Consider the following 25,109-nt stretch of genomic DNA (forward strand, 5'->3'; position numbering starts at 1 on the left):
CAATCGCAAGACCAAGGAAAACTTCGACAGCATGACATCGCACCAAACTTAAAAGAGAGATGTTATAAAATTGCATAGCACTACATAGCGGAGAACATACACGAAGACTCCTGCGGGAAGAAAGGCATCGGTGAGACCCCACAGTGCGCCAGCACGAGGAGGCTCACCAGCCGCCCGCGGAAAGCGAAGTGTATGTTCGGAGCGGTATAAACGCACCAACCATCTTTTCAAGTTACTAGGAATTCTATATAAAATCTTCACCAATCTATAAGGCAAGCAATGACAATATTTACAATCACTCACATTTTACCATGAACTATTTTTATACTTGCGATAGTAATTTATTTGTCTTAGCAATAGGTATATTTTTCTTATCAAATGCTTATCTTTTTTATAAAATAATGGATTACCATATTTGCCTCTTCGTATTAGGCGTTTAACATCTTTTTGAACTTCTTCATTCTTAACAAACTTACGAAGAACAATTTTAGGAACGACTGTAAATAAAAATTCCTCTTTCAAATAAGTAAGTGGCTTCTCTTTATTATAGATCAAGTCATCAACTAGGTATTCTGCCATATTATGTCCAAGTGAGGTTACATAATAGCTAGATCTTCCTTGACGGATATTTACTTCAAATACTTTAAACTTACCATCACGAGTATCGTATTTCATATCAAAATTAGCAAAACCAACATAGCCAACCTTTTCTAAGAAATCCTGTAGTTTTTTCATCATTTCCTCATTATACCTAGAAACAACAGCCGTATAATTACCAATTGCTGTAGCTGTATGTTCTTGCAGTACAACTTGTCCAAAACTAACTAATTGTGTTTTTCCTTTTGAACTTGCATATATTACTGAATCCCACATATACGTATCGTCACCAGGAATATAATCCTGAATAATTAGCTCATCTTGATATCCACTTTGAATAATTTTATCAATAACTTGCTGAACTTCCTCTTTGGTTTGAACACGATAAACCTTTTCTTGACCAGCAAACTTGTGTTTATAATATTCAATACTATTACTTGGTTTAATAATAACTGGATAATTCATCGTTTCATCAAATGGTGTTGGTTCACTACAATCATAAAAGAATGTAATAGGGGTTTCTATTCCATACGCTTTACACAATTTATAAAAATTAGATTTATTTTGTAGCTTATTCATTAAATCCTCGGAAATATAATTAAACTCAAAAACATCCTTTAATTGTTCTCTATGCTCAATAATTAACCGGACATATGCGTCATTTGTACCTACCAATAACAATTTCTTATTTTCTTCTTTATATCGGTTCGCCAAATCCAACATGATTGGAGCAAAATGCTCATCCTCAGATAAATCAGGATGAATTTCTATCTTATCAATTACAGAACTATAATGGGTGAACGCCATTTGCAATTTACCTACTAATATCGGTTTAACCCCATATTTTTCATGAAAAGAAATAGCCATATTATAGGCATTTATATCGGTTCCAACAATAATTGGAATGAAATCCAAATTTTTCATCTTCTATCATAATCCTCCTAGCTTTAAATATATCACCTAAAATTCTATTTAACTCACTAACAGTCATTCGAAATTTTTTACTCGTTTACGATCTCATCAATAAATAAATCTTTTTCGTCTTTTAAACTTATGATAGAATCCTGTTCGATAAGTTTAACAATAGGTCTAGTTGGGGATTTATCATCCATAAAAACGATTTGCCCAATCATACTATTCGATAGTTTTACGGTTGTTCCAATAGAGAAGTTGGATAGTGCTTCAATAAATGTTTGAACAACTGTTAAGTCTAACTTGGTATATTGTTCTCGTTGTAATTCTTCAATTACTTTAAAAGGAGATTGTTTTTCTTTATAAATTCGGTCACTGGTCATCGCATGATATATATCACATACCGCTATAATCATAGCATATTGATGAATTTTATCTTTGGACAAACCAAGTGGATATCCACTACCATCTATTCGTTCATGATGCTGTAATACTGCTAACTTAATTGCATAGGACACCGATGAATTCTGCTCTAATAGACGATACGAATACGTAGGGTGTTTAATCATCTCTGCTCTTTCTGAATGAGTTAGAGAACCAGCTTTTTTAAATAACCCTGGGCTTAGTTTTGCCATTCCAGCATCACTTAGAAAACCGGCTAGCCCAAGTTGGATCCATTCTCCTTTTTCATATCCCAATTTCTTCCCTAAAAATGCAGCTATAATAGCGACAGAGACACTATGATGATAAAAATAATCTATTTTATTTGTATATCTATGTAAGCTATATATAGCAGAGCCGATATCATCCATCCGTTCAATTAAAGGAATAACTAGATTACGTACCACTAACATATCAATCGGTGCGTTATTTCGCCAGTTATCAAAGAGTTTTTGATAATTTTCAACTACATAGAAGTAATGCTCTTTAAATGAAAATGTAGAGATATCAATTTCTTTATGTTCCTCCATTACATGTTCTTCCTTTTTACTTTCTGGCTTAGGTATGTATACTTTACCGTCATGTAACCGTTCGGATACTTCTACTTTTTCTACTAAAAATCGTTCTAATACGTTTATATGTTTATTTGTCAACACTGTTTTTTTAGGTATTATGGGTCGGTTTGTTTTCCCTACTACATCCTTTAATAAAACACAGCCATGTACTAATTGTGAAGGACTAACTCGCATTTTTATCCCCCTTGTCTTTAAACTATTTTATCCCCTATGAAATAAGGTGACTTATGGAAACAACAGCCACGCTATCCGTATATTTCCAGAGCGCTTTCGTCTTTGTTCCCATTAAGTCACCTTTCATTTTAATTTTTTATTCTTCTTGATCTTGTTCAGGTTCTATTTCTTCTGAATCAGATCCAACTGCTTCTGCTTCTTGTGCTGCTTCTACTTCTTCTATCTCTTCATCATCTTTTTCTATTTTTGCAACTGTTGCTACTTCTTCATTTTCTTGTAGTCGAATTAACCGAACACCTTGTGTATTTCTACCTGTTTGAGAAATACCTTCTACTGGAATTCGAATTAATACTCCAGCAGCAGTTATCACCATAATATCTTCTTCACCAGTTACAGCTTTTACTGACACAACATGTCCTGTATCATCATTTAACTTACAAGTGAAAATACCTTTACCGCCACGTTTCGTTATACGATATTGGTCTTCTGGTGTGCGTTTACCTATCCCTTTATTCGTCACGTGTAAGATCTGTAATCCTTCTTCCAATATTTCCATTGAAACTACTTCATCATCTTCACGTAGTGAAATACCTCTAACACCAGATGCAGTTCGTCCCATTGATCTTACTTGTTCTTCTGGGAAACGAATGAGATAGCCGAATTTCGTTGCAATCATGACATCTTTTGTTCCATTAGTTAATCGTACAGATATTAACTCATCATCTTCTCTCAATCCTAGTGCTATTAATCCACCTTTACGAATATTAGCAAATTGGGAGAGCTGTGTCCGCTTAGAGATACCTTGTTTCGTCGTAAAGAAGAAATACCAATCATCACTAAATTCATTAACAGAAATGACTGCGTTCACCCATTCTTCTTTTTCTATTTGTAATAGATTAATAATTGGAATCCCTTTTGCTGTACGACTAAATTCTGGAATTTCATATCCTTTTACCTTGTAAACTTTTCCTTTATTTGTAAAGAAAAGAATCGTGTCATGGGTAGACGTTGATACTAAATGTTCTACAAAGTCATCATCGTTGGTTCCCATTCCTTGAATACCACGACCACCACGTTTTTGTACACGGTACGTAGAAGATGGTAATCGTTTAATATATCCTTGATGCGTTAAGGTAATAACAATATTTTCTTCTGGAATTAAATCTTCATCTTCAAAGAAATCAGCGCCACCAATTGTTATTTCTGTACGTCTTGGATCATTATATTTTTCTTTTATATCCGTTAATTCTTCACGAATAATGTCTAATACTTTTTCTTCACTTGCTAAAATTGCTTTTAATTCATCAATCAATTCAATAAGCTCTTTATATTCATTTTCAATTTTATCACGTTCTAATCCTGTTAAACGTTGTAAGCGCATATCTAAGATTGCTTGTGCTTGCTTTTCCGATAAATTAAATCGCTCCATCAAGCCATCTCTAGCAATATCTGCAGTCTTTGAATTACGGATTAATGAAATAACTTCATCTAAATGATCAAGCGCAATTCGAAGTCCTTCTAAGATATGTGCTCTAGCTTCTGCTTTTCGTAATTCAAAAGCAGTTCTACGCTTAATAATTACCTTCTGATGCTCAAGATAATGCACTAAACAATCTTTAATAGATAACACTTTTGGTTGTCCATCAACAAGAGCAAGTGTATTCATACCGAACGTTGTTTGCATAGCCGTAAATTTATATAAATTATTTAATAAAACATTTGCATTAACATCACGACGTAGCTCCATTACGATTCGCATACCATTACGGTCAGACTCGTCTCGTAAATCAGTAATTCCATCAATCCGTTTATCACGTACTAATTCAGCGATTTTTTCAATTAACTTCGCTTTATTCACTTGATATGGCAATTCTGTAACTAATATCGTTGATTTTCCATTTGCTTGTTCCTCAATATTTACTTTCGCTCGAACAGTAATAGATCCTTTACCAGTTTCATATGCCTTACGAATTCCACTTCTGCCAAGAATGATACCTGCAGTAGGAAAATCTGGTCCTGGTAGATAGTCCTCCATTATTTCATCAATAGTAATATCAGGATTTTTACTTACAGCAAGTACTGCATCAATTGTTTCTCCAAGGTTATGTGGGGGAATATTTGTAGCCATCCCAACCGCAATACCAGATGCACCATTAACTAATAGATTTGGAAAACGAGAAGGGAACACGATTGGTTCTCTTTCCGAACCATCGTAGTTATCTTGATAGTCAATGGTATCTTTATTAATATCTCGTAATAATTCCATCGATATTTTTGACATTTTTGCTTCTGTATAACGCATCGCAGCAGCTGAGTCGCCATCGACAGAACCGAAATTTCCATGCCCGTTAACAAGCATGTAACGATAGCTGAAGTCCTGTGCCATACGAACCATTGCTTCATAAACAGCTGAGTCACCATGTGGGTGATACTTACCGATAACTTCCCCTACAATACGAGCAGACTTTTTATAAGCCTTATCTGCATGCATACCTAGATCATTCATTGCATATAATATTCTTCGATGTACGGGCTTCATTCCATCCCTTACATCTGGCAAGGCACGTGAGACAATAACACTCATTGCATAGTCAAGAAAGGACGTACGAACTTCTTGACTTATATTTATTTCTTGAACACTTCGACGTTCTTGATCCGCCATTAATTAAACCTCCTATTAAGAAAAGCGTAAGCGCACGGTTAGCGACGTACGGAGGTGAGGGAAAACTTACACCTACATAAAAGGTAATATAGTATCTCCCATGTAGTACCTTCGCTAATCGCTAGGCGCCGGAGCTAGACATGGCTGTTCCGTTTATCAATGGAACATGGCCAAAATTTATATATCTTAAACTCAAAAATAAAGTACAGTCCAAAACTGCCATCTTTAGAACACTTGGCTTTTTCAAAGCCTTAATTGCGCGTATGAAGCATAAGAAAGCTTAGACTTTCTTATCTGCTAAAAAACTCTCATAAATGGCAAAGTCATTAGATAAAGTGAAACTTCATTCAGTGGGGGTTTTCTTCATCCCCCACTTATCCTTATTCACTTCAAAGTCTTGAATTGGGGGTCTTACTGCCCGTTACATGCGGGATAAAATTTTAAACATCTAAGTTTTTTACATATTGAGCATTTTCTTCTATAAAGTTACGACGTGGCTCTACTTTATCACCCATCAGCATATCAAATATATGATCTGCATCTATTGCGTCTTTTAACTCTACTTGAAGTAATGTACGATTTTCTGGATCCATCGTAGTTTCCCATAATTGTTCGGCATTCATTTCTCCAAGACCTTTATATCGTTGCAATCCAGGTTTAGGTGTTTTTGGTATTTCTTCTAAAATCTGATCAAGTTCCTTATCATCATAAGCATAATGAACAGCTTTACCTTGTTGCACTTTAAATAATGGTGGTTGGGCAATATAAATATAGCCATGTTCAATTAATGGACGCATAAATCGATAGAAAAATGTCAATAGTAAGATACGAATATGAGCACCATCGACATCTGCATCTGTCATAATGACAATTTTATGATAACGAGCCTTTGTGATATCAAAATCTTCTCCAATACCTGTTCCTAATGCTGTAATCATTGAACGTACTTCATTATTAGATAAGATTCGGTCTAAACGTGCTTTTTCGACATTTAGGATTTTACCACGTAACGGTAAAATGGCTTGGAAGTGACGATCACGTCCTTGTTTTGCTGAACCACCTGCAGAGTCACCCTCAACAATATATAATTCACTTATTTCAGCATCTTTGGATGAACAATCTGCTAGTTTACCCGGTAAATTAGATACTTCCAAGGCACTCTTTCTACGAGTTAAATCACGTGCTTTTTTGGCTGCAGCACGAGCTCTAGAAGCCATTAATCCTTTTTCCACTATTATTTTTGCCACAGATGGATTTTCATAGAGAAACTTAGAGAACATTTCACTAAATATCGAATCGGTAATAGCACGTACTTCACTATTTCCAAGCTTCGTTTTGGTTTGTCCTTCAAACTGTGGATCTGGGTGCTTAACCGAGATGATAGCAGTCATACCTTCACGTACATCATCACCTGTTAGGTTTGGATCACTTTCTTTAAATAAATTATTTTTACGTGCATAATCATTAATAACACGAGTTAAACCAGTTTTAAATCCTGACTCGTGTGAGCCACCCTCATACGTATGAATATTATTTGCAAATGAATAAATATTACTTGCAAACCCATCATTGTATTGAATCGCTACATCAACAGCAATGCCTTGATCTTCACCTTCAGCAAAGAATGGTTCATGTAATACTTCTTTATTTCGGTTAATAAATTCCACATATTCAGCAATTCCACCTTCATAGTAGAATGTTTGTGGTTCAGAATCCGTACGTTTATCTTCAACCGTAATTTTAATTCCTTTATTTAAAAAGGCTAGTTCACGTAAACGTTGAATTAATATTTCTACATCATAAGTTGTGGTCTCGGTAAAAATTTCAGGATCTGGTTTGAAATGTGTTGTTGTACCAGTTACATCTGTTTCACCAATTACTTTAATTTCATTCTGTGGAACACCACGTTCAAAGCCGATAAAATGAATTTTCCCATCACGGTGAACGTAAACCTCAAGATTGGATGACAATGCATTTACTACAGAGGCACCAACACCATGTAAACCACCGGAAACCTTATAGCCTCCGCCTCCAAACTTACCACCAGCATGCAGTACTGTCATAATAACTTCTACTGCTGGTTTACCAGTCTTTTTCTGAATATCAACTGGGATTCCACGGCCATTATCTTTAACAGTTATGCTATTATCTTTTTCAATAATTACTTGAATATGATCGCAATAACCTGCTAAAGCTTCATCAATACTATTATCTACGATTTCCCATACTAGATGATGAAGTCCCTTCTCACTTGTTGAACCAATATACATACCAGGTCTTTTACGAACAGCCTCTAAACCTTCTAAAACCTGTATCTGGTCGGCATTATAAGATTGTTCATTCTTAACAACTTCTTCCACTAGTTCCACCTACATTCCTTTTGCGATTTATTCAAGCTCAAGCTCTTCAGAATAATCATCGAGCTTGCTTATTGTCGATATCATACTTGCACGTTTCTTTAGTGTCGTAATAGACAACGTACTTAAATAAATATTATTATTTGTTATCACAACGGACTTAACATCCTCAGATGGCCCAACAATATCTTTTTCTTTATTAGTCATCAGCTCTTCCATGATCGAAGAAGAAGAGACAACGCTTTGGTCAATGATCGTAATAATATCATCAGATCTAATGACATTATCATTTCCAATATGAATAAACATTTTATCCTTCCACCTTCCTTACATTCCCATTTGTAACACTAAACAGTTCTGCCTTATTTAATGTTTCATGGTTAATACCATCTACGCTAGTGGTGGATACAAATGTTTGAACTTTGCCTTGAATCGTATTTAATAAATGGGATTGTCTAAAATCATCTAATTCACTTAACACATCATCAAGTAAAAGAATTGGGTATTCACCAACCTCGTTATAAATCAATTCTATTTCAGCGAGCTTAACAGATAATGCTGTTGTTCGTTGTTGTCCTTGTGAACCGTACGTCTGAACATCCTTACCATTGACATAGAAAATTAAATCATCACGATGCGGTCCAATTAAAGTTGTTCCCCGTTCAATTTCCTTAGTTTCCACTTCATGGAATTTTTCTAAGTAGATAGCTTCTATTTTCTCCTTATTTGCGCCTTCTAATACTTCAATTGTAGGAGAATACTTTATTTCAAGCTTTTCTAGCTCACGACTAATTCCATGGTGAATAGGGCTTGCCCATTTACGAAGAAGTTCTAAGAAAACAAATCTTCTTTCTAATATGGTTGATGCATGTTCAACTAATTGCTCTGTCATAACACGTATCATTGTACGATCTTCTTTTTTGTATTGCATTTGCTTCAAAAGATGATTTCGTTGTTTTAATACTTTTTGATATTGACCAAGATGATAAATATATGTTGGTTGAATCTGTCCTAGTTCCATATCTATAAACCGTCTACGCACCTGTGGAGATCCTTTCACTAAGGACAAATCTTCAGGGGCAAACATAACTACATTTAACGAACCAATGTAGTCACTTAACCTTTTTTGTTCCAACCGATTAAGCTTTGCTTTTTTTCCTTTTGTTGAAATGACAATTTCCAGGGGAAACGTTTGATTTCGCTTCGTTATACTACCTTCTATTTTAGCATAATCTGTTTCCCATTTTATCAGCTCTTTTTCTCGAGGTGTTCGATGAGATTTGGTAAATGCTAAAAGATAGATAGCTTCCATCAAATTTGTTTTCCCCTGTGCGTTCTCCCCTATAATGACATTTACCTTATCATCGAAGGAAATATCCAACTGATCGTAGTTACGGTAATTTCTTAATTTTAAACTTTCAATATGCATGCAAATTCCTCATTTACACGGAAAACTTTTCCGTTAAAATCGACATAATATACTTGGTTATTCTCCCTTTTTCATCGCAATATAGGATCCTACCCCTTCTATTTCCACAACATCTCCAGGATATATTTTCCTTCCACGACGATGATCTAACTCTCCGTTTACTATTGCTCCTTGGTCTTGGAGAAAAGCCTTAACCATTCCACCAGAATCCAAAACATTAGCAAGCTTTACAAATTGCCCTAATGTTATATAGTCGGTGTTAATTTCAATTTTTTCATGCATTTTTATCACCAAATTTCCTTGATAGGGTTCAGAAGTTCATATATATATTTTACTAAAGTTTTTAGGTTTAGGAAAGGAAACATACTATAATTATATAAAAAGCCCTTATATACGCTTAAAATGAATAATTTTAGGAACCCATGATTTGGATTAACTCTAAAATGTATATGTTTCGGAATAAAAGATACAATTTAGATTGTGGAACACAATCCAAACGAAGGAAATACACGTAGACTCCTGCGGGAAAGCGAAGTGTATTTCCATAGCGGTATAAATGCCACCAACCACTATTTCAAGAAACTGCGCATTCATTACTTTCCATGTCATAAATAAGAGCTCTTATCATTCGTAAAATAAGAGCTCTTATGGAATCACTTTTTAGTTTTAATACGTTCTTACAGGAAGAATTAACTGTAAAATAGACTCATCATTTAAAGGACGTATAATAAACGGTCTCATTGCGCCAGTGAAATTAATTTTCACCTCATCTACTTCCACCGCTTTTAAAGCATCTAACATATATTTTGAACTAAAGGAGATTTTTAATTCTTCACCTTCAAAGGATTGTACGGTAATTTCCTCTGTTACTCGACCAACTTCCGGTGAATTACTTGAAATTTCAACAACATTATTATCCATGGTTGTTAAACGAACAACATTATTATGTTCTTCTTTTGCAAGCAAAGAAGCACGATCAATTGTATTGAGTAATTCTTTTGTATTTACTTGAATTGTTGTTTTACTTTGCTCTGGAATTAATCTAGATGTTTCAGGATAATTTCCGTCTAAAATACGTGATAGAAAAATTAAATGCTTTGTTCTAAATAATATTTGATTATTCGTTACGCTAATTTCTACTGTTTCTTCGGTATCATCGAGTATTTTATTTAACTCATTTAAGCTCTTTCCTGGAATAACAACACTTAGATCACTAATATTATCTGCTTTTACTGTTACTTCACGTGATGCTAAGCGGTGACTATCTGTAGCAGTAAAGCTTAATTGACCATTATTTAATTTAACATTTACCCCAGTTAATATAGGTCTTGTCTCCATTGTAGATACAGCAAATACAGTTTGCTTGATTAAGCTTTTTAGAATATCAATAGGCATTTCAAAACTATCATCAGTTTGTAGTTTTGGGAGATGTGGATACTCTTCTGCATCTTGTCCGTTTAAATTAAACTCTGCTTTACCAGATCGAATGGTAACTTTTAAGTTTTCGTCTACTTCAAACTCTACTGTTTGTTCTGGTAGTTTTTTTACAATATCCGGGAAATACTTAGCCTGAAGAACAATACTACCTTCTTCAATATTCTCTACATTTACAATTCCATCTTCTTCAGCAGGAATATAAGATTCAATAGATATATCTGAATTGCTACCAGTTAACGTAATTCCATGTTGTTTAACTTCAATTTTCATTCCAGTTAAAATTGGAATTGCTGTTCTACTAGATATTGCTTTCATTACATCTTGAACACTTGCGATTAATTGATTACGTTGAATTATAAATTTCATCAAAATCCTCCTATGTGGAAGTTATATATATTTATTTTTATTAATAAAAAAATAGTAATAATAATAATAGGGCCTGTGATTATGTGGATAAGTATAAAAACACTTTATGAAACAAGGTTATCCACATGTGCATAAACTGTTCATAAGGTTGTACCTCTTATTCACGTTATTCACATGTGGACAGATTAAATGGATTTAATTTGTTCTTTGATTTCATCTATTTCCTTACTAAGGAGCGTATCTTTTTCCATCATTTTAGATACTTTTTCATGAGCATGAATAACAGTAGTATGATCGCGGCCACCGAATTCTTCTCCGATTTTAGGAAGAGAGAAATCCGTCATTTCACGAGAAAGATACATAGCTATTTGCCTTGGGAATGCAATTGACTTTGTTCTTTTCTTTGCCAGAAAATCATCAATCTTTACATTATATTTTTCTCCGACTACTTCCATTATGCCTTTAATGGTTACGACCTTTGGCTTGCTACTTGGAATAATATCCTTTAATGCGTCAGCAGCTAGTGCTGCATCAATATCTTTATTAACTAATGAAGAGTATGCTACGACACGGATCAATGCACCTTCAAGCTCACGAATATTTGTATCTATTTGGTTGGCAATATAGAGCATAACTTCGTTAGGAATATCTAGTCCTTCTGCTTTTGCTTTTTTTGTTAAAATAGCAATTCGCGTTTCTAAATCAGGTGGAGTAATATCTGTAATTAATCCCCATTCAAAACGTGAGCGGAGTCGATCCTCAAGAGTTGGAATTTCTTTTGGAGGTCGGTCACTAGATATGATGATTTGTTTATTTTCCTCATGAAGCGCATTAAAGGTATGGAAAAATTCCTCCTGTGTTGATTCTTTACCAGCAATGAATTGAATATCATCTATTAGCAGGATATCAACATTTCTGTATTTATTTCTAAAATTAATGGTTTTATTATCCATGATTGCATTAATAAACTCATTGGTAAATTTCTCAGATGATAAGTAAACCACTTTTGCATCTTTTTTATGTTCCCTAACATAATGACCAATCGCATGCATCAGGTGGGTTTTTCCTAAACCAACTCCACCATAAATGAATAATGGATTATATGCTTTAGCAGGAGCTTCTGCAACAGCTAGTGATGCAGCATGTGCAAAACGGTTACCGGATCCAATGACAAATGTATCAAATGTATATTTTGGATTAAGCATCGTTTTAGCAGTATCCTGTTGGTCATCATTAACCCGAGTTACTTTTTTTGGCTCGGGATTCACTTCTTCTTCATGAATGGAATCAGGAATAATAAATTTAATGGTTAGATTGGCACCTGTAATTTCTTCAAGAATGGTTGAAATTAATTGAGTATATTGTTCCTCTAACCAGTCTCTAGCGAATTCATTAGGGGCACTAATGGTAATCGTATTTCCCTCTAGTGATTCTGCCTTCGTATTTTTTAACCATGTTTCAAAACTTGGTTTGCTAATTTTTTCTTCAATCTTTTTGAGTGTTGCGTCCCACAAATCACCGATGTTTTCCAAGCTGGTTTCACCCCTCTCACAATAATTTTCAAAAATGTAATCATAATAATGAATAGATATAAATAATATAGAAATAGTTCGTCCATAGAAAAAAAAAGACGAAAAAAACCTATCTTATATTCTTCTTGTAAGCTTGATCAATAGAAATAAAGATAGAAAGCTACATGTTATTTTGCTTTTTTCTATTAAAAAGTAATGTGGATATCAAATATAGGTATAGAAAAAGAAGCATGGAGTTATCATCATTATCCACATTTATGTTAATAAGTACATAAACAAGGGTGTGAATGAATGTCCACAGGTTATCCACATTCTGTGTATAACTATTATAGCTGAATTATTTACTAACATGTTAAAACACAATAATAATAACAAAAAAAACCTTGATCTGCAATGTTTTTTCGACACTTATCCACAAATTCCACCTATTGTAGACAAGATCTATCCACACTACTATATTTTGTGATTATCTTGTAGATAGGGATTGTGGATAATGAAAAACGAGAAAAAAATTAAGAACAAAGGGTTGTGGATAAGAAAAATTAAAGTAGAAGTTGACAGATTGGGGCGGTTTTAAGTATAATTACAAAGACTGTCTAATGGATAGACGTTTTATTTGACAGATATGAATATAAAAACTTTCATATCCTGCATAAGTGCAATAGGCTAACCGTCATAAAAGTTGGCGTATGCCAGTTTTTAAAATTTGGATATTTAAGTGTTCCTTTTGGGAGGTGCAAGATAAATGAAAAGAACGTTTCAACCAAATAACCGTAAACGTAAAAAAGTACATGGCTTTCGTACACGTATGAGCACAAAAAACGGACGTAAAGTTTTAGCTCGTCGTCGTCGTAAAGGAAGAAAAGTATTGTCTGCATAGGCCGCTGAAATAATCAGTGGTCTTTTTTACGAATAAGATTGTAAGCAGTGGTTTAAAATGGGAGATAGTAGGTTTGGATCCCAGCTGCTTACTTTTTTACATACTGGTGATAGCATAAGGTGATTGATATAAATGAAAAAAGCGTTTCGTATAAAGGATAATAAAGAATTTCAACAGATTTTTAGTAAAGGAAAGTCCTTTGCTAATCGTCAGCTTGTTATATACTATAGGAAGAGTTCTGATCAGGATCATTTCCGGGTCGGTCTTTCAGTTGGGAAGAAAATTGGAAACGCCGTCACAAGAAATCGAATAAAAAGATTTCTTCGTCAGGCTTTTCATGAACTTGAGACGCAAATTAAACCTGATTATGATATCGTGATTATTGCAAGACAGCCAACCAGTAATATGGAATTTCATGAAATAAAAAAGAGTTTAACTCATTTATTAATGAAAGAGCGTTTGTTAAAAAAATAATTCCTTATTAAGTTTAATATAGAATCTAGTACACAATTCATGTAAAATATAGGGTACATAGTTTTGAAGTTAAACTAGTTGATATAGATATATCTTGATCATTCAAAGGTAGTTTGTTTTTATTAGTTAGGAGGAAGTATAAATTGCGTAAAAAGATATTATTGCTAGCAATGTTAATTGGATTGGTAGCATTACTTTCAGGCTGTATGGAAATTAACGAGCCTATTAATTCTGAGAGTGAAGGAATATGGAATAAGTATTTTGTTTATCCGTTATCATTATTAATCACTTATTTTGCTGAATTATTTAATCCCGTTAATTTCGGTTTAGCAATTGTATTAGTTACTATTATTATACGTTTAGTTCTTTTACCACTAAACGTGAAACAAATAAAAAGTTCGAAGGCAATGCAAGACATTCAACCAGAGCTAAAAGAATTACAAAAAAAATACAGCTCAAAAGATGCGAATACCCAACAAAAACTTCAACAAGAAACAATGGCGTTGTTCCAAAAGCATGGGGTAAATCCACTTGCTGGTTGTTTACCGATCTTTGTGCAAATGCCAATCTTAATTGCTATTTATCATGCAATTATGCGTACAACTGAAATTCAGACCCACAGTTTTTTATGGTTTGAATTAGGTGCACCAGATCCATATTTCATTTTGCCATTGGTTGCAGGTGCAGCAACATGGTTCCAACAGAAGTTAATGATGGCTGGTAGTCCAGCTGCTCAAAATCCACAGATGATGGTAATGCTTTATGTTATGCCAATCATGATTGGTGTCTTTGCTATTTTCTTCCCAGCCGCATTAGCATTATACTGGGTAGTTGGTAATATATTTATGGTAGTACAAACTATTTTCATTCGTAAGCCAATGATGAATGTTAGTACTGGAGGAGACAAAAAGTGAGACAAGTAACTGCTAGTGGACAAACGGTAGATGAAGCGGTCCAATCAGCATTAGAGCAGTTAAACACAACAAAGGACCAAGTTGAAATTGAAATTATTGATGAAGGTAAAAAAGGTCTTCTAGGTGTATTTGGTTCAAAACGAGCGATCGTGAAGGTAACGAAAGCGAAAAATCAGGTTCAAGAAGCAGAGAATTTCTTGAAAGATGTTGTTCGAAATATGAACGTAGAAGCTGAAATTTCAACAGAGGTAAAAGATAATCATGTAACATTTGATTTAACAGGTGAAAAAATAGCACTATTAATTGGAAAACGTGGCCAAACATTAAATGCATTACAATATTTAGTACACCTTGTTTTGAATAAGGATGCAAAACAATATTATACCGTTACATTAGATGCAGAAGGCTATCGTGGTCGTAGAAAAGAAACATTAGAAACCTTAGCAGAACGAATGGCAGAAAAGGCAAAACGGATCAATAAGAAAGTAGCACTTGAACCAATGCCAGCTTATGAGCGTAAAATCATTCATAGTATGTTACAAGCAAGAGGAGATGTAACAACATACTCTGATGGTGTAGAGCCACATCGCCATATTGTTATTAAACCGTAGATTAATATGCTGTTTATGGAAAACCCCTGATTTTTTTCAGGGGTTTTTTTGTATGAATAAAAAATTAATCGATATACTAATTATGAATAGTTAGGTCTACTAAAAGGAGATTTCATATGAATAATTTTTCTGGAACGGTATTTAGTGGCGAGTTTGATCAACAAAATAGGTACTTTTATTTAAACCGAGTGAAAAATTTAACAACAGCATCCACGCTTTCAGAACATCAAATCCACCAATTAGTGAATTACTTAGAAAAGCAATCGGATTCATGTACGATTACAGTTAATGATCAAATACCTATTCTATTAGGTCAAGAAGAAGTAGAGCTACTTTTAAACGAACTAGAGATCATTAAACAAGAACTTCAGATTAACCATTCATAAGTTTTGTTCAGGTGGTTAAGAATAAAAAGAAGGAGGATGAATAATGACGAATAAAAATAAACGAGAAACCATTAATAGTGCAAAAAAGGTAGCTGGAAAAATGTATGATGTATCAGATTATAAAAGTAATGAGGAAATAGACCAAGGAATGGCTGTTACTCATGAGCAAGCAACAGATGCCTATACAGAAGGGACTGTTGATGGTAAAATTGACCAGGTTTCGGATCAAAATAAGTTAGAAAACCATAATGGTGAAGAAATTCCTAGAAAAGGATATAAATAAAGTGAAACTTCATTCAGTGGGGGTCTTACTGCCCGTTACATGCGGGATAAAAGTTGTTGATAACTTCATCAACTTAAAAATCGTTTATTCACATGTGGATAAACGATTTTTTGCTATATATTCTCTTAATGTGGATAACTTCCCTTTTAAATTAAACTGTGATATTCTATTAAGTTAGTGACGATAAAAAATGTTACTGAAATGAATTAAAGTAAATAATGTGTGGATATATATAATGTTTATTTTTGTGGATGGAGGTGAAATGATGGAGACAGATACAATAACGGCGATATCGACTCCAATTGGGGAAGGTGCTATAGCGATTGTAAGGTTAACAGGACCACAGGCTATAGAGATTACAGCTAAACTGTTTGATGGAAAGGATCTTATGAAGGTTGATTCCCATACGATTAATTACGGGAAAATTATTGATCCTCAAACAAATGAGGTAGCTGAAGAAGTGATGGTTTCCGTCATGAGAGGACCGAGGACGTTTACGCGTGAAGATGTAGTAGAGATTAACTGTCATGGTGGGATGGTAGCTGTAAATCGTGTATTAGAGATTGTTTTAAATCAAGGAGCACGATTAGCAGAACCTGGTGAGTTTACAAAGCGTGCTTTTTTAAACGGACGTATTGATTTATCACAAGCTGAGGCTGTCATGGACTTAATTCGTGCAAAAACGGATAAAGCAATGTCCGTTGCATTAAAACAAATGGATGGAAGACTTTCTGGCTTAATTCAAAAATATAGACAAGAATTATTAGAGACGGTTGCCCATGTGGAAGTGAATATCGACTACCCTGAATATGATGATGTCGAAGAAATGTCCCATGAAATGATGCGTAAGAAGACAAAAGAAGTACATGATGAAATTGAGGAATTACTACAAGTAGCAAAACAGGGGAAAATTTTACGTGAGGGTTTAGCTACAGCAATTATTGGACGTCCAAATGTAGGAAAGTCTTCATTAATGAATACATTAGTACAAGAAAATAAAGCAATTGTAACGGAAATACCAGGTACAACGAGGGATATCATTGAAGAGTATGTTAATGTTCGTGGTGTTCCACTTCGATTAGTTGATACGGCAGGTATTCGGGAGACAGAAGATATAGTTGAGAAAATTGGTGTAGAGCGATCTCGTAAAGTATTGAAGGAGTCTGATTTAATTCTTTTTGTATTAAATTATAATGAAGCATTATCAGATGAAGATAAAAAGCTGTTTGAGGCAATTAAAGGATTAGAATATATTGTAATCATTAATAAAACTGACCTGCCACAAAAGCTTGACCTTGACGAGGTAAAACAATATTCTGAGGAACGACCAATCGTAACTACTTCTTTAATAGAAGAAAAAGGGGTAGACGAGTTAGAATCAGCTATTGCTAAAACATTTTTTGCAGGGGATATAGATACAGGAGATTTAACGTATGTATCAAATGTAAGACATATCCAACTACTGAAACAAGCGAAACAGGCATTAGAGGATGCAATGGCGAGTCTAGAAATGGAAATGCCTTTAGATATCGTTCAAATTGATGTAACGAGAACGTGGGAGTTTTTAGGAGAAATAATTGGAGATACTGCTAGTGATAGTTTAATTGATCAGTTATTTTCTCAGTTCTGTTTAGGAAAATAAAAATTAGAGGGATACGTTTAATGTGTTTCTCTAACTAGAAAGGAATGAAAACTATGGTATATAATGCAGGGCATTACGATACAATTGTAATTGGTGCTGGTCATGCGGGTGTGGAAGCGGGATTAGCTGCCGCACGAATGGGTGCCAAAACATTAATGCTAACCTTAAATTTAGATATGATTGCTTTTATGCCATGTAATCCATCCATTGGTGGACCTGCTAAGGGTATTGTTGTACGTGAGGTTGATGCGCTAGGTGGGGTAATGGGTAAAGTAATCGATAAAACACATATTCAAATGCGCATGTTAAATACAGGTAAAGGGCCAGCTGTGCAAGCATTACGAGCTCAAGCTGACAAACCGTTGTATATTAAAGAAATGAAAAATATCATTGAAAATGAACCAAACCTTACTGTCCGCCAAGGTATGGTAGATGAACTTATCGTAGAAGATGGTGTGTGTAAAGGCGTATTAACAGAAACTAAATCAGCTTATTATGCTGAAACGGTCATTATTACTACAGGAACCTTTATGCGCGGTAAAGTATTAATGGGAGATTTGGAATATGAGAGTGGTCCGAATAACCAACGTCCATCCATTAAACTATCCGAGAATCTAGAAAAGCTTGGATTTGAACTTACTCGCTTTAAAACAGGTACACCTCCGAGAGTAAATAGTCATACGATTGATTATACGAAGACAGAAATCCAACCAGGGGATGAAAAGCCCCAAGGATTTTCATATGAAACAACAGAATTTATTACAGATCAAATACCTTGTTGGTTAACGTATACCAATGAATTCACGCATAAAATCATCGATGATAATTTATCACTTTCTGCAATGTATTCAGGAATGAAACGTGGCACAGGTCCGCGTTATTGTCCTTCCATTGAAGATAAAATTGTTCGTTTTAATGATAAACCTCGTCATCAAGTCTTTCTTGAACCAGAAGGAAGAGATACGGAAGAGGTTTATGTACAAGGATTATCTACTTCATTACCAGAATCAATTCAGTATGAAATGATAAAAACAGTACCAGGACTTGAAAATGCTCAAATAATGCGTCCAGGTTATGCGATTGAGTATGATGCAGTAGTACCGACCCAATTATGGCCAACACTAGAAACGAAAAAAATATCTGGTTTATATACTGCTGGCCAAATAAATGGAACTTCTGGTTATGAGGAAGCAGCAGCGCAAGGAATCATGGCAGGTATTAATGCAGCTGCTAAAGTACTTGGAAAAGATCCTGTAATTCTAGATCGATCACAGGCCTATATTGGAGTATTAATCGATGATTTGGTAACGAAAGGAACGAAAGAACCGTATCGCTTACTAACTTCACGCGCAGAATATCGTTTGTTATTACGTCATGATAATGCTGATTTGCGATTAACGGATCTTGCTTATAACCTTGGATTAATAACAGAAGAACGTTATCAAAAATATGAAGAAAAGAAACGTTTAGTAGAAGAAGAAAAGAATCGATTGAGAAAAATTACAATTAAGCCAACAGATGAAGTACAAAAAATGCTAGAAGGAGCAAACGCAACTTCACTTAGAGAACCTGTAAAAGCATATGATCTGTTAAAACGTCCAGAATTAACATACGAACTCATTGAAAAAGTAATTGAGTCCGTAGAGGATTTACCAAGTGAAGTGAAAGAACAAGTAGAAATACAAATTAAGTATGAGGGATATATTAAAAAAGCAAATGAACAAGTAGAACGAATGCTTAAAATGGAAGACAAAAAAATCCCAGAACAAATTGATTACGATGATATTAGTGGTATTGCTACCGAAGCGAAAGAGAAGCTTAAAGAAGTACGACCACTATCAGTCGGTCAGGCCTCAAGAATATCTGGTGTGAATCCGGCTGATATCTCTATCTTACTTGTTTATATTGAACAAGGAAAGATCGCTAAGCTTGCAAACTAATAACTGTGTAAGAAGTCGACCAAAACTATTGTCGACTTCTTACTATCCATAAAAAAGGAGATTGTCCTTATGAATCCAGAACAATTTGCTGCAGAATTAGAAAAACAAGGGATAATACTAAATAACCGACAATTAGAGCAATTTTCAATCTATTTTAAAACACTCGTTGATTGGAATGAAAAAATAAACTTAACAGCTTTAACTTCTTTAGAAGATGTATATTTGAAGCATTTTTATGATTCTATTTCAGCGGCATTTTATTATGATTTTACGAAAGAAATACATATCTGTGATGTTGGAGCAGGAGCAGGATTTCCTAGTATACCACTTAAAATTTGCTTTCCACATATAAACGTAACCATTGTTGATTCATTACAAAAACGTATTGGATTCTTGAATCATTTAGCTTCTGAATTAGATGTAACAGGTGTTGCATTTTATCATGATCGAGCAGAAACTTTCGGGAAAAATAAGACTCATCGCGAATCATTTGATCTAGTTATGGCTCGAGCAGTTGCTAGAATGTCTGTACTAAGTGAGCTTTGCTTGCCATTATCTAAAGTAAATGGTGCTTTCATTGCTATGAAAGGTGCTCAAGCAACAGAAGAATTAACGGTAGCAAAGAATGCAATCGAAATATTGGGGGGAGAGATAGGGGAATCACATACCTTCTCATTACCAGTAGAAAACAGTGAAAGATCTATTGTAATTATTAATAAGAAAAGAAAAACACCTAAAAAGTATCCTCGAAAACCAGGTACACCAAATAAAGAACCAATTGAATAAAGTGGGGAATTCGGAGAAGAAAAGTGCAAGGGGAGATGTACTTTTCTTTTTTAAATAAGTTGAGGGATGATATTATAAGAACCTTCAGCAGTCTATTATTTTTTCACCAGATATAAAAGCATGAATTTTTAATTCTGTATAAGTGCGACTAAGTCATTTTAATAGATAAGTTTCTAACGTTTAAAATAGGTTTTTTATTAAAATTTATAAATACCTTTATTTTTGATAATATGGTAAAATAAGAGGATAAACGCTATACTATATAAGTACGGTGAATGCATAATAGTTTCATAGATGATAGACTATTACCGTATTCTACTCAAAAACCACTACATAACATACTAATGTTTCACGTGAAACATTTTCATATAAAGTTAATTCCGTACTATATTCTAGATGTTCTTTCATTCAAAAGCGTCTAGCTACAGTTCCCGGCGACTTGTGATCCTTTATAGGGAATAATATATTGCCTATGTACTGAGTTTGGGATAAAATGCTCCTTATTGTAATAGATTTTTGGTGGAGAGGAAGTATCAGTAGCTCTACTATCGAACCACCAGTGTTGCGCGTACGGAGTACATATGTCGCTAAATGATTGCTTTCGCTTTTGGAACTAATCTATTTGTAAAAAGGGTGGTGTTTGATGGTGCATCCATTTAACCGTATTTTTGGTTTAGGGGAGAAGGCAGATTCTGAGTTGGAGTTAGGCGAGGAATCCTATCATCAAGACGAAGTTATTGAGATTCCAGTTCAATCTATTGAACCGAATCGTTATCAGCCAAGGTCAATATTTAATGAAGAAAAAATTAAAGAGCTTGCGCAAACAATTAATACTCATGGCATGATTCAACCGATTGTTGTAAGGAAAATTGATGAAGATCGGTATGAGATTATTGCTGGGGAACGTCGTTGGCGTGCTGTTCAATCATTAGGCTGGGAAAAAGTATCTGCTATTGTTCGTGATATGTCGGATACGCAAACTGCTTCAGTAGCATTAATTGAGAACTTACAGAGGGAAGAATTAACGGTAATAGAAGAAGCGGTTGCTTATGCTAAGCTACTAGAAATGCATAGTTTAACCCAAGAAGCACTTGCGCAAAGACTAGGTAAAAACCAGTCAACGATTGCTAATAAGCTTCGACTATTAAAGCTTCCAGAAGCTGTCCAACAGGCCTTATTAAATAAACATATAACAGAAAGACATGCAAGAGCATTAATTAAATTGGATGAAGAGGAAAAGCAATTGAAGCTTCTCCAAGAAATTATGGAACATGATTTAAATGTTAAGCAAACAGAAGAGCGTATTGCTAACTTAAATCAATCGAAGGAAAAGCAAAAGAAAAAAAGACCGAAATTAAAAGGTATTAATAAAGATATTCGAATAGCGATGAATACGATTCGCCAGTCGTTGAATATGGTATCGGATACTGGTATTGATTTAGAATCGGATGAGCAAGATTTAGATGATTATTATCAAATTACTATTAAAATTCCTAAGAAGAAATAATATATTCCGCCCCCATCTTTCTAAGGTGGGGGCTTTATTTGACAAAAATGAATGCTTAATTTTATAGGTGTATTTTGCATGGTATGTTGTACAATTGTATAGAATTCGATGTAATATACTGCTCTATTACCGCTACGGAAATACACTACGCTTTCCGCGGGCTCGCGCTAAGCCTCCTCGGTGGCACAGAACGCTTCCTGTGGGGTCTTAGCGTCTTCGCTTTCCCGCAGGAGTCTTCGTGTATTTCCTTCGCTAAATTAATTCTAATTCATTATTTATCACATTTGTCATTATTGATAAATTTCATTAGACATTATTGTTACCAGTAATTAGAGTGAAGGGATAGAGGGCAGTTTGACTTCTTGAAAGTAAAACACATTTTCTCAGTGCGATGTAACACTCTTAATTTATAAATTCTAGGGGACTTATCATTTCAAAAATAGCGAAGAATTCTTCAGTAGCGGTGTAATAGCTCTCGTTTTGAAGGAGCGAATGTAACAAAGGTTCTTTGCATACTAATACTTTATACAATACAACCATTTGAAAATTAACTTGAATTTAAATAATAATCTAGCGTATATTGAAGTTTTAATATAATTAAACAGGTAAAATAATTACTAGAAACAAAGATAATTCAATAGATTACTAATGTTAATTTACATATTTATAACAAATAGTAAATTTAATAAGATTTCCATCAAGAAAAGTGATAAAATAGATAGTATATCGTTTGGGTAGGTGAAAGTATGGGAAAAATAATAGCCATCGCTAACCAAAAAGGTGGCGTGGGAAAAACAACTTCATCTGTAAACCTAAGTGCTTGTTTAGCACAATTAGGTAATAAAGTTCTACTAGTGGATATTGATCCACAAGGGAATGCAACTAGTGGAGTTGGAATTAACAAAGCAGATATGAGTCAATGTATATATAATGTTTTAATAGAAGATTTACCAGCAGAAGAGGTATGTGTTCCGACAAACGTATCTAATTTAGACATAATACCGGCAACTATTCAATTAGCAGGAGCGGAAGTGGAATTAGTACCAACTATTTCACGTGAAATAAGATTGAAAAAATCACTAGAAAGCTTAAAGGAAATATATGATTATATTATTATAGATTGTCCTCCTTCTCTTGGTTTATTAACAATCAATGCACTTACTTCCTCTGATACGGTACTTATTCCTGTGCAATGTGAATATTACGCATTAGAAGGTTTAAGTCAGTTGTTAAATACAATTCGTTTGGTTCAAAAGCATTTAAATAAAGAATTAATGATAGAGGGCGTTCTGTTAACAATGTTTGATGCAAGAACGAACTTAGGTATTCAAGTGATTGAAGAGGTTAAAAAGTATTTCCAAGATAAAGTATATAATTCTATCATTCCTCGGAATGTTAGATTAGGGGAAGCACCAAGTCACGGTGAACCGATTATTTCTTATGATCCCAAATCAAAAGGTGCTGAGGTTTACTTAGAATTAGCGAAGGAAGTGATGCGTAATGGCGCGAGGGTTGGGTAAAGGACTTGATGCATTTTTTCCTGAAATAGAGGAGACAGCAACAGACAAGGTAATGCAAATCCCTATTAGCGAATGTAGACCGAATCCTTATCAACCAAGAAAAACGTTTGATACAGAAGCAATTGAAGAATTAAAGGATTCTATTTTAGAGTATGGTATTATTCAACCAATAACTGTTCGTAAGTCAATTAAAGGCTACGAAATAGTTGTAGGGGAGAGACGTTACCGAGCTGCCAAAGAGGCTGGATTAACTGAAATCCCGGTTATTGTAAAAGAATTAACCGATGATAAAATGATGGAACTAGCCTTATTAGAAAACTTACAACGTGAAGACTTAACACCTATTGAAGAGGCTTACGCATACTCGAATTTAATGAATGAACTTAATTTAACTCAAGAAGAATTAGCAAAGCGCCTTGGTAAAAGCCGATCACATATCGCTAATATGGTAAGATTATTAGGTTTACCTGATCAGGTGATCGCATATATAAATAATGGTGAACTTACTATGGGACATGGCCGAGCTCTACTTGGTATTAAGGATAAAGAAAAAGTTATTCCGGTAGTAAATAAAATTCGTAATGAAAAACTAAATGTTCGCCAGGTAGAAAAGTTAATTGTTCTACTAAATCAAAAACCAAATAAGAAAAAAGAAAAACCTAAAAAAGATATTTTCTTGCAAGAAAGAGAATCAATTTTACGCGATCGATTAGGTACAGCTGTAACGATTCAAAAGGGGAAGCGTAAGGGTAAAATAGAAATAGAATTTTATACAGATGATGATTTAGAGAGAATTATTGAGGTTCTTGAAAACTAATAAGATATATGAATTAGACTGGGGATATTTATATTTCCCAGTCTTTCTCTATAACAAATGTTTCACGTGAAACATTTAAATAAAACTTTGAACCATGGGGTTGGTAATATGGCATTATACGGAACCCTGGTAAATGGAATACTAATCATTTTAGGGACATTACTAGGTCTGTTTTTCACAAAAATACCAGAGAGATATAAAGAAACAGTGATGCATGGAATTGGGTTAGCGGTTATATTAATAGGTTTACAAATGGCTTTTTCTACAGATTCAATTATTGTTGTATTACTAAGTCTGCTTACAGGTGCAATTATTGGAGAGTTTTTTCATGTAGAAGAAGGGTTAAATCGATTAGGGAATTGGATTGGAAGTAAATTTGTTAGTAAAAATAAGAACTTTAGTGTTGCAGAAGGATTTGTTACTGCATCTTTAATTTTTGTAATAGGTGCAATGTCTGTGATAGGAGCTTTAGATAGTGGGTTACGTGGTGACCATGAAGTACTTATAACCAAAGGTGTAATTGATGGATTTGTTGCACTTGTATTAACAACTACCTTAGGGTTTGGAGTAATCTTTTCCGTGATCCCGGTGGTTGTTTATCAAGGCGGAATTGCTTTATTAGCTACGCAAATTGAGAGATGGATTCCAGATGCCTTTCTAAATGGATTAATAGTTGAATTAACGGCTGTTGGTGGATTGTTGATCGTTGCTATTGGGTTAAATCTATTAAAGATTGTGCAAATACGAGTTGGGAATCTATTACCTTCCATATTAACTGTTGTGTTAATCTATTATATCTATCAGTTATTTATATAAAAATAGAAACTAAAATAGGCTGTCTCAAAAATTGGGACAGCCTATTTTTGT

The 25,109-nt window shown here is 34.3% G+C and carries 22 protein-coding genes; 13 read left to right on the top strand and 9 right to left on the bottom strand.

The genetic code is table 11. The features are described from left to right. Nucleotides 1-306: 306 nt before the first annotated feature. The 9 genes from GMD78_RS06975 to dnaA form a co-directional block, all read right to left on the bottom strand. Entirely contained in the window at nucleotides 307-1,521 is a 1,215-nt protein-coding gene (locus tag GMD78_RS06975; protein WP_155668113.1) for a carboxylate--amine ligase, read from the bottom strand. Nucleotides 1,522-1,598: 77 nt separating this feature from the next. Continuing rightward, nucleotides 1,599-2,699: an HD-GYP domain-containing protein gene (locus tag GMD78_RS06980; RefSeq protein ID WP_155668114.1), complete on the bottom strand. Its 1,101-nt coding sequence runs from the start codon at nucleotides 2,697-2,699 to the stop codon at nucleotides 1,599-1,601. Nucleotides 2,700-2,835: 136 nt separating this feature from the next. Next, complete coding sequence (gene gyrA / locus GMD78_RS06985) at nucleotides 2,836-5,361, bottom strand: DNA gyrase subunit A (RefSeq protein ID WP_155668115.1); 2,526 nt, start codon at nucleotides 5,359-5,361, stop codon at nucleotides 2,836-2,838. A 440-nt stretch (nucleotides 5,362-5,801) separates the two neighbouring features. Then, complete coding sequence (gyrB, locus tag GMD78_RS06990) at nucleotides 5,802-7,721, bottom strand: DNA topoisomerase (ATP-hydrolyzing) subunit B (RefSeq protein WP_343042174.1); 1,920 nt, start codon at nucleotides 7,719-7,721, stop codon at nucleotides 5,802-5,804. Between the two features lie 27 nt (nucleotides 7,722-7,748). Next, entirely contained in the window at nucleotides 7,749-8,027 is a 279-nt protein-coding gene (gene remB / locus GMD78_RS06995) for an extracellular matrix regulator RemB (protein WP_155668116.1), read from the bottom strand. 1 nt (nucleotide 8,028) lies between these two features. Next, nucleotides 8,029-9,147 (bottom strand): DNA replication/repair protein RecF, encoded by a 1,119-nt coding sequence (gene recF / locus GMD78_RS07000; RefSeq protein WP_155668117.1) that lies wholly within the window; start codon nucleotides 9,145-9,147, stop codon nucleotides 8,029-8,031. A gap of 57 nt (nucleotides 9,148-9,204) precedes the next feature. Beyond that, nucleotides 9,205-9,429 (bottom strand): S4 domain-containing protein YaaA, encoded by a 225-nt coding sequence (gene yaaA, locus GMD78_RS07005; protein ID WP_155668118.1) that lies wholly within the window; start codon nucleotides 9,427-9,429, stop codon nucleotides 9,205-9,207. A 384-nt stretch (nucleotides 9,430-9,813) separates the two neighbouring features. Continuing rightward, complete coding sequence (dnaN, locus tag GMD78_RS07010) at nucleotides 9,814-10,950, bottom strand: DNA polymerase III subunit beta (protein WP_155668119.1); 1,137 nt, start codon at nucleotides 10,948-10,950, stop codon at nucleotides 9,814-9,816. Between the two features lie 185 nt (nucleotides 10,951-11,135). Beyond that, nucleotides 11,136-12,482, bottom strand: a complete 1,347-nt coding sequence (gene dnaA, locus GMD78_RS07015; protein WP_155668120.1) for a chromosomal replication initiator protein DnaA — start codon at nucleotides 12,480-12,482, stop codon at nucleotides 11,136-11,138. A gap of 745 nt (nucleotides 12,483-13,227) precedes the next feature. Here dnaA and rpmH point away from each other — a divergent pair. The 13 genes from rpmH (at nucleotide 13,228) to GMD78_RS07080 (ending at nucleotide 25,058) form a co-directional block, all read left to right on the top strand. After that, on the top strand, nucleotides 13,228-13,362 hold the full coding sequence (gene rpmH / locus GMD78_RS07020; RefSeq protein WP_019377820.1) for a 50S ribosomal protein L34: 135 nt from the start codon (nucleotides 13,228-13,230) through the stop codon (nucleotides 13,360-13,362). 132 nt (nucleotides 13,363-13,494) lie between these two features. Then, complete coding sequence (gene rnpA, locus GMD78_RS07025; RefSeq protein ID WP_155668121.1) at nucleotides 13,495-13,836, top strand: ribonuclease P protein component; 342 nt, start codon at nucleotides 13,495-13,497, stop codon at nucleotides 13,834-13,836. A 143-nt stretch (nucleotides 13,837-13,979) separates the two neighbouring features. Continuing rightward, on the top strand, nucleotides 13,980-14,750 hold the full coding sequence (spoIIIJ, locus tag GMD78_RS07030) for a YidC family membrane integrase SpoIIIJ (protein ID WP_155668122.1): 771 nt from the start codon (nucleotides 13,980-13,982) through the stop codon (nucleotides 14,748-14,750). Continuing rightward, nucleotides 14,747-15,361, top strand: coding sequence for an RNA-binding cell elongation regulator Jag/EloR (gene jag / locus GMD78_RS07035; RefSeq protein ID WP_343042175.1), 615 nt, complete (start codon nucleotides 14,747-14,749; stop codon nucleotides 15,359-15,361). Before spoIIIJ ends, jag begins: the two co-directional genes overlap by 4 nt. 116 nt (nucleotides 15,362-15,477) lie before the next feature. Then, the gene (locus tag GMD78_RS07040) at nucleotides 15,478-15,747 is read left to right on the top strand and encodes a hypothetical protein (protein WP_155668123.1); all 270 of its coding nucleotides are present in this window, start codon (nucleotides 15,478-15,480) and stop codon (nucleotides 15,745-15,747) included. Between the two features lie 43 nt (nucleotides 15,748-15,790). Next, nucleotides 15,791-16,030: a YozQ family protein gene (locus tag GMD78_RS07045; protein WP_155668124.1), complete on the top strand. Its 240-nt coding sequence runs from the start codon at nucleotides 15,791-15,793 to the stop codon at nucleotides 16,028-16,030. Nucleotides 16,031-16,295: 265 nt separating this feature from the next. Beyond that, entirely contained in the window at nucleotides 16,296-17,672 is a 1,377-nt protein-coding gene (mnmE, locus tag GMD78_RS07050; RefSeq protein ID WP_155668125.1) for a tRNA uridine-5-carboxymethylaminomethyl(34) synthesis GTPase MnmE, read from the top strand. 53 nt (nucleotides 17,673-17,725) lie between these two features. Then, nucleotides 17,726-19,612 carry a tRNA uridine-5-carboxymethylaminomethyl(34) synthesis enzyme MnmG gene (gene mnmG / locus GMD78_RS07055; protein ID WP_155668126.1) on the top strand — a complete coding sequence of 629 codons (1,887 nt, stop codon included), beginning with the start codon at nucleotides 17,726-17,728 and terminating at the stop codon, nucleotides 19,610-19,612. A gap of 69 nt (nucleotides 19,613-19,681) precedes the next feature. Next, nucleotides 19,682-20,398 (top strand): 16S rRNA (guanine(527)-N(7))-methyltransferase RsmG, encoded by a 717-nt coding sequence (gene rsmG / locus GMD78_RS07060; RefSeq protein ID WP_155668127.1) that lies wholly within the window; start codon nucleotides 19,682-19,684, stop codon nucleotides 20,396-20,398. Nucleotides 20,399-21,041: 643 nt separating this feature from the next. After that, the gene (gene noc / locus GMD78_RS07065; protein WP_155668128.1) at nucleotides 21,042-21,905 is read left to right on the top strand and encodes a nucleoid occlusion protein; all 864 of its coding nucleotides are present in this window, start codon (nucleotides 21,042-21,044) and stop codon (nucleotides 21,903-21,905) included. Nucleotides 21,906-22,651: 746 nt separating this feature from the next. Beyond that, nucleotides 22,652-23,425 carry a ParA family protein gene (locus tag GMD78_RS07070; RefSeq protein WP_155668129.1) on the top strand — a complete coding sequence of 258 codons (774 nt, stop codon included), beginning with the start codon at nucleotides 22,652-22,654 and terminating at the stop codon, nucleotides 23,423-23,425. Continuing rightward, nucleotides 23,406-24,242 (top strand): ParB/RepB/Spo0J family partition protein, encoded by an 837-nt coding sequence (locus GMD78_RS07075; protein WP_155668130.1) that lies wholly within the window; start codon nucleotides 23,406-23,408, stop codon nucleotides 24,240-24,242. Before GMD78_RS07070 ends, GMD78_RS07075 begins: the two co-directional genes overlap by 20 nt. A 108-nt stretch (nucleotides 24,243-24,350) precedes the next feature. Continuing rightward, nucleotides 24,351-25,058: a DUF554 domain-containing protein gene (locus GMD78_RS07080; RefSeq protein WP_155668131.1), complete on the top strand. Its 708-nt coding sequence runs from the start codon at nucleotides 24,351-24,353 to the stop codon at nucleotides 25,056-25,058. The last annotated feature ends 51 nt before the right edge of the window (nucleotides 25,059-25,109 follow it).

Source organism: Ornithinibacillus caprae, assembly GCF_009728145.1.
Lineage (GTDB): Bacteria > Bacillota > Bacilli > Bacillales > Amphibacillaceae > Ornithinibacillus > Ornithinibacillus caprae.

Coding starts and splice junctions, on each gene's coding strand:
- GMD78_RS06975 (WP_155668113.1), bottom strand. CDS start 1,521: ATGAAAAATTTGGATTTCATTCCAATTATTGTTGGAACCGATATAAAT.
- GMD78_RS06980 (WP_155668114.1), bottom strand. CDS start 2,699: ATGCGAGTTAGTCCTTCACAATTAGTACATGGCTGTGTTTTATTAAAG.
- gyrA (WP_155668115.1), bottom strand. CDS start 5,361: ATGGCGGATCAAGAACGTCGAAGTGTTCAAGAAATAAATATAAGTCAA.
- remB (WP_155668116.1), bottom strand. CDS start 8,027: ATGTTTATTCATATTGGAAATGATAATGTCATTAGATCTGATGATATT.
- recF (WP_155668117.1), bottom strand. CDS start 9,147: ATGCATATTGAAAGTTTAAAATTAAGAAATTACCGTAACTACGATCAG.
- yaaA (WP_155668118.1), bottom strand. CDS start 9,429: ATGCATGAAAAAATTGAAATTAACACCGACTATATAACATTAGGGCAA.
- dnaN (WP_155668119.1), bottom strand. CDS start 10,950: ATGAAATTTATAATTCAACGTAATCAATTAATCGCAAGTGTTCAAGAT.
- rpmH (WP_019377820.1), top strand. CDS start 13,228: ATGAAAAGAACGTTTCAACCAAATAACCGTAAACGTAAAAAAGTACAT.
- rnpA (WP_155668121.1), top strand. CDS start 13,495: ATGAAAAAAGCGTTTCGTATAAAGGATAATAAAGAATTTCAACAGATT.
- GMD78_RS07040 (WP_155668123.1), top strand. CDS start 15,478: ATGAATAATTTTTCTGGAACGGTATTTAGTGGCGAGTTTGATCAACAA.
- GMD78_RS07045 (WP_155668124.1), top strand. CDS start 15,791: ATGACGAATAAAAATAAACGAGAAACCATTAATAGTGCAAAAAAGGTA.
- mnmE (WP_155668125.1), top strand. CDS start 16,296: ATGGAGACAGATACAATAACGGCGATATCGACTCCAATTGGGGAAGGT.
- mnmG (WP_155668126.1), top strand. CDS start 17,726: ATGGTATATAATGCAGGGCATTACGATACAATTGTAATTGGTGCTGGT.
- rsmG (WP_155668127.1), top strand. CDS start 19,682: ATGAATCCAGAACAATTTGCTGCAGAATTAGAAAAACAAGGGATAATA.
- noc (WP_155668128.1), top strand. CDS start 21,042: ATGGTGCATCCATTTAACCGTATTTTTGGTTTAGGGGAGAAGGCAGAT.
- GMD78_RS07070 (WP_155668129.1), top strand. CDS start 22,652: ATGGGAAAAATAATAGCCATCGCTAACCAAAAAGGTGGCGTGGGAAAA.
- GMD78_RS07075 (WP_155668130.1), top strand. CDS start 23,406: ATGGCGCGAGGGTTGGGTAAAGGACTTGATGCATTTTTTCCTGAAATA.
- GMD78_RS07080 (WP_155668131.1), top strand. CDS start 24,351: ATGGCATTATACGGAACCCTGGTAAATGGAATACTAATCATTTTAGGG.